This window comes from Flavobacterium sp. N1994 (genome assembly GCF_025947145.1).
In the GTDB taxonomy this organism is placed as follows: domain Bacteria; phylum Bacteroidota; class Bacteroidia; order Flavobacteriales; family Flavobacteriaceae; genus Flavobacterium.
The window spans coordinates 3,005,218-3,016,749 of record NZ_CP109999.1 but is presented as its reverse complement, the minus strand read 5'-3'; the positions used below and the strand labels follow the sequence as shown (position 1 = coordinate 3,016,749).

General features: G+C 33.5%; 17 protein-coding genes. 14 read left to right on the top strand and 3 right to left on the bottom strand.

Annotated features, from left to right (window positions below):
• Positions 1-8 precede the first annotated feature (8 nt).
• Together OLM53_RS13450 and rlmH are read left to right on the top strand one after the other, a co-directional pair.
• Positions 9-194 carry a hypothetical protein gene (locus OLM53_RS13450; protein WP_264520737.1) on the top strand — a complete coding sequence of 62 codons (186 nt, stop codon included), beginning with the start codon at positions 9-11 and terminating at the stop codon, positions 192-194.
• 6 nt (positions 195-200) lie between these two features.
• The gene (rlmH, locus tag OLM53_RS13445; RefSeq protein ID WP_264520736.1) at positions 201-674 is read left to right on the top strand and encodes a 23S rRNA (pseudouridine(1915)-N(3))-methyltransferase RlmH; all 474 of its coding nucleotides are present in this window, start codon (positions 201-203) and stop codon (positions 672-674) included.
• Here the strand turns inward: rlmH and OLM53_RS13440 are convergent.
• The gene (locus tag OLM53_RS13440; RefSeq protein ID WP_264520735.1) at positions 668-1,303 is read right to left on the bottom strand and encodes a hypothetical protein; all 636 of its coding nucleotides are present in this window, start codon (positions 1,301-1,303) and stop codon (positions 668-670) included. The two genes, rlmH and OLM53_RS13440, sit on opposite strands and share 7 nt — an antisense overlap.
• Positions 1,300-2,118 carry a dihydropteroate synthase gene (gene folP / locus OLM53_RS13435; protein WP_264520734.1) on the bottom strand — a complete coding sequence of 273 codons (819 nt, stop codon included), beginning with the start codon at positions 2,116-2,118 and terminating at the stop codon, positions 1,300-1,302. Before folP ends, OLM53_RS13440 begins: the two co-directional genes overlap by 4 nt.
• 124 nt (positions 2,119-2,242) lie before the next feature.
• Between folP and OLM53_RS13430 the strand changes: the two genes are divergently transcribed.
• The 8 genes from OLM53_RS13430 to OLM53_RS13395 all read left to right on the top strand — a co-directional run bounded on the left by OLM53_RS13430 (position 2,243) and on the right by OLM53_RS13395 (position 7,591).
• Positions 2,243-2,785: a DUF1599 domain-containing protein gene (locus OLM53_RS13430; protein ID WP_264522459.1), complete on the top strand. Its 543-nt coding sequence runs from the start codon at positions 2,243-2,245 to the stop codon at positions 2,783-2,785.
• Between the two features lie 15 nt (positions 2,786-2,800).
• Positions 2,801-3,907, top strand: a complete 1,107-nt coding sequence (locus OLM53_RS13425) for a MauE/DoxX family redox-associated membrane protein (protein WP_264520733.1) — start codon at positions 2,801-2,803, stop codon at positions 3,905-3,907.
• A 257-nt stretch (positions 3,908-4,164) separates the two neighbouring features.
• Positions 4,165-4,473, top strand: a complete 309-nt coding sequence (locus OLM53_RS13420) for a hypothetical protein (RefSeq protein ID WP_264520732.1) — start codon at positions 4,165-4,167, stop codon at positions 4,471-4,473.
• A gap of 43 nt (positions 4,474-4,516) precedes the next feature.
• Positions 4,517-5,014 (top strand): TlpA family protein disulfide reductase, encoded by a 498-nt coding sequence (locus tag OLM53_RS13415; protein WP_264520731.1) that lies wholly within the window; start codon positions 4,517-4,519, stop codon positions 5,012-5,014.
• Complete coding sequence (gene tpiA, locus OLM53_RS13410; protein ID WP_264520730.1) at positions 5,014-5,766, top strand: triose-phosphate isomerase; 753 nt, start codon at positions 5,014-5,016, stop codon at positions 5,764-5,766. Before OLM53_RS13415 ends, tpiA begins: the two co-directional genes overlap by 1 nt.
• Before the next feature lie 144 nt (positions 5,767-5,910).
• Complete coding sequence (locus OLM53_RS13405; protein ID WP_264520729.1) at positions 5,911-6,381, top strand: hypothetical protein; 471 nt, start codon at positions 5,911-5,913, stop codon at positions 6,379-6,381.
• 64 nt (positions 6,382-6,445) lie between these two features.
• The gene (gene prmA / locus OLM53_RS13400; protein ID WP_264520728.1) at positions 6,446-7,279 is read left to right on the top strand and encodes a 50S ribosomal protein L11 methyltransferase; all 834 of its coding nucleotides are present in this window, start codon (positions 6,446-6,448) and stop codon (positions 7,277-7,279) included.
• A gap of 36 nt (positions 7,280-7,315) precedes the next feature.
• Positions 7,316-7,591, top strand: a complete 276-nt coding sequence (locus tag OLM53_RS13395; RefSeq protein ID WP_264520727.1) for an ATP-dependent Clp protease adaptor ClpS — start codon at positions 7,316-7,318, stop codon at positions 7,589-7,591.
• On the opposite strand, the gene OLM53_RS13390 is transcribed toward OLM53_RS13395, so the two are convergent.
• Positions 7,588-8,016 carry a hypothetical protein gene (locus OLM53_RS13390; RefSeq protein ID WP_264520726.1) on the bottom strand — a complete coding sequence of 143 codons (429 nt, stop codon included), beginning with the start codon at positions 8,014-8,016 and terminating at the stop codon, positions 7,588-7,590. The genes OLM53_RS13395 and OLM53_RS13390 overlap by 4 nt on opposite strands.
• Positions 8,017-8,142: 126 nt before the next feature.
• On the opposite strand from OLM53_RS13390, the gene OLM53_RS13385 reads away from it, so the two are divergent.
• The 4 genes from OLM53_RS13385 to OLM53_RS13370 all read left to right on the top strand — a co-directional run bounded on the left by OLM53_RS13385 (position 8,143) and on the right by OLM53_RS13370 (position 11,517).
• Entirely contained in the window at positions 8,143-8,922 is a 780-nt protein-coding gene (locus OLM53_RS13385) for a hypothetical protein (RefSeq protein WP_264520725.1), read from the top strand.
• Positions 8,923-8,937: 15 nt separating this feature from the next.
• The gene (ygiD, locus tag OLM53_RS13380) at positions 8,938-9,768 is read left to right on the top strand and encodes a 4,5-DOPA dioxygenase extradiol (protein WP_264520724.1); all 831 of its coding nucleotides are present in this window, start codon (positions 8,938-8,940) and stop codon (positions 9,766-9,768) included.
• A gap of 360 nt (positions 9,769-10,128) precedes the next feature.
• On the top strand, positions 10,129-10,722 hold the full coding sequence (locus OLM53_RS13375; protein ID WP_264520723.1) for a hypothetical protein: 594 nt from the start codon (positions 10,129-10,131) through the stop codon (positions 10,720-10,722).
• 87 nt (positions 10,723-10,809) lie between these two features.
• Complete coding sequence (locus OLM53_RS13370) at positions 10,810-11,517, top strand: VIT family protein (RefSeq protein ID WP_264520722.1); 708 nt, start codon at positions 10,810-10,812, stop codon at positions 11,515-11,517.
• The last annotated feature ends 15 nt before the right edge of the window (positions 11,518-11,532 follow it).

Sequence of the window (11,532 nt, the reverse complement as noted above, 5' to 3'; positions counted from 1 at the left end):
ATAAAACCATGAATAGAAACAAAAGAAGAATTATTTTCGCGGTAATGTTTATGCTCTCCGTTGGAAATTTTAGTAGAATTCAAGGCAATGAAAACATCAGAACCATTCAGTTTATCTCCATTTTTGTGATGGGAATGTTGTTTGGATTATTGTTAAAAGAAATCATCGATGCTATTAGAAATAAACAGCAGTAATAGTTTATGAATATCAAACTTTTAGCTATTGGTAAAACGGACAATAAAGCGTTACAATCATTAATTGATGATTACACCAAGCGTTTGTCTTTTTATATCAAGTTCGATTTAGAAATCATTCCCGATATAAAAAATGTAAAAAACCTTTCTGAAAGTCAGCAAAAGGAAAAAGAAGGAGAATTGATTTTAAGTAAACTTGCTCCAACTGACCAATTAGTTCTATTAGACGAAAACGGCACCACTTTCTCTAGTGTTGGTTTTTCAGATTATTTGCAAAAAAAAATGAATTCGGGGGCAAAGACTTTAGTGTTCGTGATTGGCGGTCCTTATGGTTTTAGTGAGGAAGTGTATAAAAAAGCACAAGGTAAAATTTCGCTTTCACTGATGACGTTTTCCCATCAAATGGTTCGCTTGTTTTTTATTGAGCAATTATATCGTGGCTTTACCATTCTCAGAAACGAGCCTTATCACCATCAATAAATATATTCTAAATTATAGTTGATGGTTATGCTTTTGTTCGAAATCTTCAGTTTTTGCAAGAATAAAATCGTCTGCAAATAGTTTCCAAAAGCCATTTTTTTTCTAAAAGCAAAGACAACTTTTATAGGTTTATCTTGTATTGAGTTATTCAAAATAGCAACCAATTCTTCTTTTGAAAAAACTTCGTCTTTAAAGTGCACCAAATTGTTTTCATCAAAAGTTATGGTGTTTACAGTAAAATCTGGTTTTTCCAATTTGTATTTTAATTTAGTAAATGGAAGGAAAGCCATCGCTTTTTTCAATGTATCCGTATAAGTAAAATAGTTTTCAGCCGTTTCTGTTTTATGCATACTTACCTCCTTTTTGCTTTGCAATTTTTTAATTTCTGGAATGACTAATCGCAAAGGCAAACGCTTATCAATATTGAATAACCAGTTGGTAGTACTCATGATGTTATTTTTATTGACCTCCATCAAAGTGTCTTTCTTTTCGGTTTTGAAAAAGAAATAAATCGGCGAATGATCTTGAACATCTGCAACCATAGTTTCGCCAGCTTTTGGCAATAACACTTCTTTGTTTTGACAGGAAAACAAGAAAATACACAATCCTGCAATACTTAATTTCTTCATAATTTTGATACTAATTTTATAGTTTCCATAGCTTCTTTTACATCATGAACTCTTAAAATGTTGGCTCCTTTTTGAAGTGCAATAGTATTTAAAACAGTCGTGCCGTTAAGTGCAAAATCAGGTTGAGTTTCTAATGTTTTATAGATCATTGATTTTCTTGAAACACCCACTAATATTGGTAATTGTAACATCTGAAATAATTCAAGATTATTCAAGACTTCGAAATTTTGTTCTAAAGTTTTTGCAAAACCAAATCCTGGATCAATAATTACATCGTTAATTCCTAAACTTCTTGCTTGAGCCACTTTTTCAGAAAAATAAAGTAGCATTTCTTTGGTAATATTTTCATAATGTGCCAAACTTTGCATCGTTTGTGGATTGCCCTTCATGTGCATCATGATATAAGGAACTTGCAATTGAGCAACCCTCTTCATCATTTTTTCATCTAAACTTCCTGCCGAAATATCATTGATGATACAAGCCCCATTTTCAATCCCAGCTTTGGCAACATTAGCACGAAAGGTATCTATGGAAATCAAAGTTTCTGGAAAGTGTTTTAAAACCAAATTTACCATCGGAATCAAACGAGTAATTTCTTCTTCTTCAGAAACAAATTCGGCACTTGGCTTACTAGAATAGGCTCCAATATCAATAAAAGTAGCCCCTTCGGAAAGCATTTTTTCTACTTGGAATAACAAACTCTTTTCATCTGAATAGTTCCCTCCATCATAAAATGAATTAGGCGTAACATTTAATATCCCCATGACTTTAGGAACAGACAAATCGACAAGATTTCCGAGACAGTTAATGGTCATTTGTTTTTTAAGATAGTTATAAGATTTAGTCCTTTGTACTTCAATCTTTATTCTTTACTTTTGACGCGAGACCTTCCAATTGAATGGTACGAAAGTAAAAAATTTGACACAAAGATACACTGAAATGAGTAATACTTCTCAAGAATATGATAAGGTTATCGCTATTTGCCGACAACTCTATAGCAATAAAATGAAAGATTATGGAAGTGCTTGGCGAATCTTGAGATTACCCTCATTAACCGACCAAATATTCATCAAAGCACAACGCATACGTAGTTTACAACAAAATGAAATTCGGAAAGTAGATGAAGATGAAACGGGAGAGTTCATCGGAATTATTAATTATTGCATTATGGCTTTAATACAACTGGATTTAGGAGTTGTTGAACAACCCGATTTAGATGTTGCAAAAGCAGTTCAGTTATATGACGAAAAAATTTCTTTAACCAAAAAATTAATGGAAGACAAAAACCATGATTATGGTGAAGCTTGGCGCGAAATGAGAGTAAGTTCTCTTACTGATTTGATTTTACAAAAGTTACTTCGTGTTAAGCAAATTGAGGATAACAAAGGAAGGACTCTTGTATCTGAAGGCATTGATGCTAATTATCAGGATATGATAAACTATTCTGTTTTTGCCTTGATTTTGATGAAATTTGGACAATAATAAACAATTCAAATTATGACTACTGAAACCAAAAAATCATATTTAGCGTGGACACTGAGAATAATTGTAGCTGCTCTTTTTATTGTATCGGCTTTGGCCAAACTTTCTAAAGGTCATTTATTAGACTCTCCTTATTTTGCTATTTCAACTTTTGAAGTAAAACAATTATATCCACTTGGATTTTCAGAAGGATTTGCACCTTATTTTTCGAGAACACTAATTGGTATCGAATTAGCATTAGGATTATTGCTTTTGCAAAATAATTGGTTACGAAAATTTATAGTTCCTGTGACAACTCTATTACTTCTAGTTTTTATTGGACATCTCAGTTATGTTACTTTTTTAAGTGGAGGAAATACTGGGAATTGCGGTTGTTTTGGCGAGCTAATACCAATGACTCCCATTCAGGCAATCCTTAAAAACATTGTTGCTGTTGGTCTTTTGGGATACCTATATTATTTGTTGCCCAAAAAAGAAAAAAATGGAAACTTTTGGATACTCACCACTGTACTTTTTGCTACAATTTTAGGAATTTATATGTTGGCCCCTATTCAGCCTCCTGCAAGTAATTTTACGGTTTCAAGTCCAGCAGATACAACAACAGATACGATTTCAACAACACAAATAGATACAACGAAAACTGCTCCAACTGTTATTGCAAAAGATACTTTAAAGAAAGTGGAAACTATTGTAAAACCTGAAAATAATGAACCTGAAAAACACAAATCAGGTTACACTCAATATTTTGCCAATATTGATAAAGGCAGAAAAACACTTTGCTTCTTTGTACCAGGTTGCGATCATTGCCGTCAAGCCGCAAAAGAATTAACAGAATTGAAAAAAGCAAATAAGAATTTCCCAGAAATATCGATTATCTTTATGAATGAAGAAGCCGATTTGATTCCGGATTTTTTCAAAGAAGCAGGTGCGGAATATCCTTATAAAATAATCGAGGTTATCCCTTTTTGGAAAGTTTTGGGTAACGGAAAAGACACTCCGGGGGTAAAATATTTATGGAATGGCAACGAACTTAAATATTATTTTGGCATTACTGAAAACAAGTTTGATCCAGTAGATTATCAAAAATTGATAAACAAACCGTATTCAGATTTCAAAAAATAATTTTTTACAGCATTTCATTTAGAAAAATGGAAACAAAGTCAGTCAGTAAAATATATTTTAATATTTTTATATCCTTGCTTTTTATCTTATTGGGAATTTATTTGATAAGCAAAAGTGGTAACGAAAATAAAATTATAGGTATTCCATATAGAATGCTAATTGGAATTTTAGGGGTCATCGTGAATTCAATTTTAGGAATTAAATGGATTTTTATTCTTTTGACAAACAAAAAATAAATTCCATCAAAATTAGAGATTATGATTAAATATATAATGTCGCAAAGAGTACATATAAGAGGATTAATTGGAATCGGCTTTTGTATTTTTGTTTTTGCATTAGGTTATGTTGTTTTAGAATTTATTTCAACTAGAGAAGATCCTCCTTTAGGAAATACTATATACATACTTTTGGGCAGCACTTTTATTTTTACTTCAATACTAGGGTTCGTTGTTATTCTAAAATATCTTTATGATTATAAAAAGAAAAAACAAAAACGCGAAAGAAAAAGAAGAAAACACAAATTATTTTATTTGAAAGATGCTACTAAAAATAAAAAAATTGACTAATTCTATTAACAATAATCCGGTACTGAATTTTATAAAAAATAATATGAAAAAAACTGTTTTATCACTCATTGCAGTTATAGCTATAATAGCTTGTACCAATGCTCAAAAAAAGGAATTTTCTAAAGAAAGTTTGTCTAAAAAATTAGTCACTACTAGCAATTCAGAAACCTCTTTTGAGAATGTTTTGAAAAGTCATTTAGGAAAAGTTACCGTCATAGAAGTATGGGCATCATGGTGTAGCGATTGTGTCAAAGCCATGCCAAAAGTAAAAGACATGCAAGCTAACAATCCTAGTGTAGATTATGTTTTTATTTCAATGGACAAAGCCTTTGACAAATGGCAAGCAGGAATTCAAAAACATGAACTCAAAGGCGATCATTATTGGGCAACCGACGGTATGAAAGGCGAATTTGGAAAATCAATAGACTTAGATTGGATTCCAAGATATATTATAATTGATAAAAAAGGTAATATTATAACATATAGAGCCATTGAAACTGATTTTGAAAAAATAAACGAGACCTTAAAAAAACTACAATAATGAGACAAAAAATAGTGGCCGGCAATTGGAAAATGAACAAGAATGCTGAGGAAACGGAAGATTTACTAAATGAATTAATAGCAAAACTACCCCATGACAGTGAAGCCCAAATTATTGTAGCTCCAACCTTTGTCAACCTTGCTTCAGCTGTAGACCATTTAGAGTTTACGAATATTGATGTGGCAGCACAAAACATGAGTCAGTTTGAAAGGGGTGCTTATACTGGTGAAATTTCAGCTAGTATGCTTAAAAGCATTGGTGTAAATATTGTACTAATTGGTCACTCTGAACGTCGTGCATATTTTCATGAAACCGATTTTATTTTGGCAGATAAAGTAACAACTGCTTTACAAAATAATATGACCGTAATTTTTTGCTTTGGCGAAGAATTAAAAGACAGACAAAACAACCAACATTTCAATGTAGTAGAAAATCAATTACGAGATGGTTTGTTTCATCTAAAAGACAAGGACTGGGAACAAATTATTTTAGCTTATGAACCTGTCTGGGCCATTGGAACTGGAGAAACAGCATCACCGGAACAAGCTCAGGAAATGCACAGATTCATCAGAGAAACGGTTAGACAACGTTACCAAAGCAACATTGCCGAAGAGGTTTCAATACTTTATGGCGGAAGCGTAAAACCTGATAATGCTAAGGAAATTTTTTCAAAACCAGATGTGGATGGAGGACTAATTGGAGGAGCGGCCTTAAAAGCAGATGATTTTGCAGCTATTGTAAGTTCGATATAAGAAAATAAATATTTTATCTTGAAACCTTTCATTAATTTGAAAGGTTTTTTTTATGTAATAACTTTATATTTTGCATTTTGTCGATTTTTTTTGCTTTTAATCGAAATAATACACTATTTTTATCCCGCCCTAATGTCAAAACAAATGAAAACTAAATTTGCTCTATTTTTTGTGATGCTATTCTATCTGAATAGTTATGCTCAAATTGATACACAGAAACGATTTCAATCCGATTCCAGAAAATATTATGTTTGGAATACTGAGTTTGAAAAGTATGAATTGAAAGAAACTGAATATGAAAACTCAGTCATTGATATTCGTGAAATCGGTTCAAAAACCAATGGTTATATCGTGATTAGTATGATGGATAATGGACAAGTAAGATTGCACCATGGTTCTATTATAGAATTTGCACAAACCAGTGAAAATGAAGGAACTTGGCAAATTCGTTCCAAGTTTATGAGAGCTAAATTAATTTATAACCCCAAAGAAAATACCATAACCTACCTTTATGAAGCTGAAAACAAACGCTACAACAAGCTAATGATTTTTGCTGTAACCCCAGACGAAATTCCCAACGCAAGTTTAAAAACAGTTGTTAGAACAGACGATTAAAGTTTTTTGCAAGAATGATTTCTAAGTAACCTTATCGATTGTTACCTTTGCAAAAAAATAATCCATGTCAAACATCTATTTAGCCTATCATTTTTCGGTGGAACCCAAAGTATTAGGTTCTGAAATTTTAATTGCCGAATTAGGCGAAAAACCTTTTGAAAGTTTCATTGAAACCGAAAATGGGTTTAGTGCTTATATTCAAAAAGACCTTTGGACAAAAGACGTATTAGATGATATTTATTTGTTACATTCTCCTGAGTTCACTATTTCCCACACAATCGAAGAAATTGCGCAAGTCAATTGGAACGAAGAATGGGAAAAAAACTTCGAGCCCATTGATGTAGACGGAAAGTGCCATGTTCGTGCACCCTTCCATCCAAAAACTAATGCCGAATTTGATATTGTTATCGAACCTAAAATGAGCTTCGGAACTGGCCATCATGAAACCACTCACATGATGATTCAACACCTTCTTGAAACAGATGTTACCAACCTAAAAACCCTTGACATGGGTTGCGGCACTGCCATATTAGCCATTCTTGCCGAAATGAAAGGAGCCAAACCTATTGATGCCATTGATATCGACAACTGGTGCTACTTGAATTCTATAGAAAATGCAGAACGTAATAATTGCCATGAAATTTCGGTTTACGAAGGCGATGCTGCTTTACTTGAAGGCAAAAAATACGACTTGATTATTGCTAACATTAACCGCAATATTCTGTTGAACGATATGCAACAATATGTGGATTGTTTAAACAAAAACGGCATCCTTTTATTAAGCGGATTTTACATTGAAGACATTCCATTTATTGATAGTTCTTGCACAGAAAAAGGCTTGACCTATGTTAAAAAATTCGAAAGAAATAATTGGGTTTCTTTGAAATATGTAAATTAGCAACAGAAAAAATTACTCTAGTAAAACGAAATGAAAATGAGCACTATAGAAAAAGTACAGGAAGACGTTTTAGTCGAAGAACAAGTTGGAGTTAACAACGAAATCGTATTGTATAATGACGATGTCAATACCTTTGACCACGTAATTGACACCTTAATTCGAGTTTGCCAACACACTTCAGAGCAAGCCGAACAATGTGCCATCTTGGTTCACTATAAAGGAAAATGCACCGTAAAAACTGGTTCTTTTGATGAGTTAAAACCGCAATGCAATCAATTGCTGGAAGCGGGTTTAAGTGCCGAAATTATTTAAGCCTTAAACTTCCAATCAAATTCATCTTTGTCATTAATAATAGCACCTATTTCCACTCGGATAATATCATTATATTCTGATTGCAGAATTAACCAATTGCTCTCATTGAAATGATTTTCGGTAGTATCAAAATCTTCTTTGGTCCAAGATTTAAAAGGTAAGGCTTGCTTAATCTCATCAATGTTTTTACCAATTACTTTTTTATCTAAAATGGTAGCATCCGCGTGTGAACAAATGATGTAGCCCAAACGGAAGTCTTCTTCTTCATAAAAAGTCAAACTCCATTTTTGTTGATTGTACAAACAAATCACATTCCCATCTTCATCTTTATACTGCTTGTCTGGTTTGCCATAAATAGCCTCAACATGGTTTTGTTTCATCCCAAAAAGCAATTGGTCTACTCCGTTTTTTAGATTGATTATCATAATTATTTCTTTGATAACAAAGGTCGCAAAGTTTTTGAAAAAGTTGGAAACAGATTTGTTATTTTTACGTTAGCCAAATCCTTTAAAAAGCCTGTAGTAAATTTATCAAAATCCTAAACACAAAATATGAAAACAGATTTACTCTTTCAAATCGATGCTTGGATCATTTCATTACTACTTTTTATTTTAATGATCAGCGCCACTTTTATAGGGGTGAAAATTGGCAATAAAATAAATAACAATAAACAATCTAAAAAAAATTTAACAGAGACTTCTGCTCATATTGGACTATTATTTTTTTTACTAGCCTTTACCTTTGGAATGAGTGGCAGTCGTTATGATGACCGCAGGGCAATTGTTGTGGAAGAGGCAAACGATATTGGAACTGCTATTTTGCGAAGTGATTTATATCCAGATTCAGAAAGGGAATTATTTCGAAAAGATTTCAAGCAATACGTGGAAAGCAGGATTGCTTACTATCAAGTTGGATCTAACACTAAGGACATTGAGAAAGCCGATAGTATCTCTCAAACAATATCTTCACGATTATGGCATCGGGCAAGCGAACTTTCTAAAGAGCCCACCAATCTGTCAGCTACCCAACAAATGATTCCTGCTTTAAATACGATGATAGACGCATCTACCTCAAGGCTTGCTGGAGAAAAGGCAAAAGTACCTGAAAGCATTTTGATGATGCTGTTTTTACTGGCCATAATTTCTGCATTTTACAGCGGTTATTCGGAAGCCAGAAAAGGTAAAATTGATTGGTTGGTCCAAATCGGATTTTGTTTGCTGGTTTCATTAGTTATATTGTTTACTTATGATTTAGACAGGCCAAGAAGGGGTTTTGTAAACTTAGACGGACCAAATCAAAACATAATCGAATTACGTAAAAATTTCAAATAAATCCTATTGCTACTCATGCAAAACCTGAACAACTTAGAACAATTCTCAAACAGTTTACCGAATTCGGAACGAATGCCCTTATTGTTCATAGGTCATGGTAGCCCGATGAATGCTATCGAAGAAAATCAGTTTGTTACTGGTTTTAGAAATGTTGCCAAAACCCTTCCAAAACCTAGTGCAATTATCTGCATTTCGGCGCATTGGTTTACCAATGGCACTAAAGTTACCGCTATGGAAATGCCTCAAACCATTCACGACTTTGGTGGATTTCCAAAAGCTTTATACGAAGTGCAATATCCTGCCAAAGGAAGTCCAGCTCTTGCAGAAACCACTAAACTATTATTAGAACCTACACTAGTAGAGCTAGATGAAAAATGGGGACTAGACCACGGCGCCTGGTCAGTATTGAAGCATTTATATCCCAAAGCCGACATTCCGGTAATTCAGTTGAGCATTGATTATACTAAACCAGCACAATACCATTTCGATTTGGCTCAAAAACTAAGCAAACTGCGTGACAAAGGCATTCTGATTATAGGCAGCGGAAATATCATTCATAATTTACGATTAGTAGATTTTCATAATTTTGATAAAGATAATTATGGTTTTGATTGGGCGATAGAAGCCAGAAGCGTGTTAAACAATTATCTCTTGAAAGGCGATTTTCAGTCGCTGATTGAGTATGAAACAAAATCGACTGCTATTCAATTAGCTGTTCCTACTCCAGATCATTATTTACCTTTGATTTACACATTAGGGCTAAAGCAAAAAGACGAAGACCTATCCCTATTTAATGACAAATTAGTAGCGGGGAGTTTGAGCATGACCTCCGTAAAGATTGGTTAATAAATAGTTCACGCAATTAAATTCACAGAACTCTCAATTAAGATACTAGTTCACCAAACTAAATTGACAGAACTCTGAATTAAGATACTAGTTCACTAAACTAAATTGACAGAACCCTTAATTTAATTACTAGTTCACCAAACTAAATTGACAGAACTCTGAATTAAATTACTAGTTCATTAAACTAAATTGACAGAACCCTGAATTAAATTACTAGTTCACCAAACTAAATTGACAGAACTCTGAATTAAATTACTAGTTCACTAAATTAAAATTGGATTTCTGTTACGATTACTTTTAAAAAAATCGGACATTTACATAGCGATATTTAAATTGCTTTTATAAATAATTATATCAACTATGTGGTGGCAGTATTTATTAGTTTTTGCAGGAGCCTTTTTGTTTGATGTAGTTCCTTTTCCTTTTCCTCCCGCTTTTTCCATAATGGTACCTTTGCAAATCATGTTCAAACTGAATACTTGGTTGGTCATCATTATTGGAGTTATAGGTTCTATTTTAGGAAGGTATGTGCTTACGTTATACATCCCTTTGTTAGCCGATAAAATCTTTAAACCCGAAAAAAACAAAGAAGTACAATTTCTTGGAAAAAAATTAACCGAGAAAGGATGGAAAAGTCAACTGATTATTTTGGCTTATTCCTTATTACCATTACCTACTACTCCACTCTTTTTAGCTGGCGGTATGGCTCGAATAAAACCTATTCAAATTATTCCTGCGTTCTTTATCGGTAAATTCGTAAGCGATGCTATTGCTGTTCATTTGGGCAAATTTGCTTCTGAAAATGTTACTGATATGTTGAGCGCTGCTTTATCTTGGAAGTCAATTGGCAGTTTACTTTTTGGTTTATTGCTAATCTGTGCGCTATTATTTATTGACTGGCTATCGCTTCTTGAAAAGAAAAAATTCAAACTGAATTTTAAAATCTGGAAGTAATTCGGAAATGAAATTAACTGATAAAAGCACAACAATTTTTCATAAATTAGTGCTTCCCTTTATATCCAAATTATAAAATGTTCGATTATGGAAGACCACACAGACGATTATTTAGCTTCGCACTACATACATAAAAGCAATTGGTTAAGAGCTGCCGTTCTTGGTGCCAATGATGGTATTTTATCCACAGCGAGTATTGCCATTGGAGTTTCGGCAGCCAGTCATTTTAGAGAACCTATTGTGTTAGCCACTGTTGCTGGATTAGTTGCTGGAGCGTTGTCTATGGCGGCAGGTGAATATGTTTCCGTTAGCTCTCAAACCGATGTAGAAAAAGCCGATATCGAAAGAGAAGCACAGGAATTATTAGACATGCCAGAAATTGAATTACAACGATTGGCAGAGATTTATGAAAATAGAGGCTTAAAGAAAGAAACCGCTTTACTGGTGGCCAAAGAACTAACAGAACATGATGCTTTGGGAGCTCATGTCAGAGATGAATTAGGTATTAATGAAATCTCACAAGCCAATCCTATTCAAGCCGCATTGGCTTCGGGTGCTTCGTTTACTCTTGGTGGATTGCTTCCGTTGCTGGTAACCTTATTTTTACCTTTAAAAAACATGGAGTATTCGCTGTATGCTTTTGCACTGATGTTCCTAATCTTGCTTGGGGTAATTGCTGCCAAAACAGGAGGCTCAAGTATTCAAAAAGCCATCATCAGAATTACCTTTTGGGGAACTGCTGCTATGGGATTGACTGCATTAGTGGGCTATTTATTTGGAGTTAATGTAGCTTAATGAAATAACTTGACC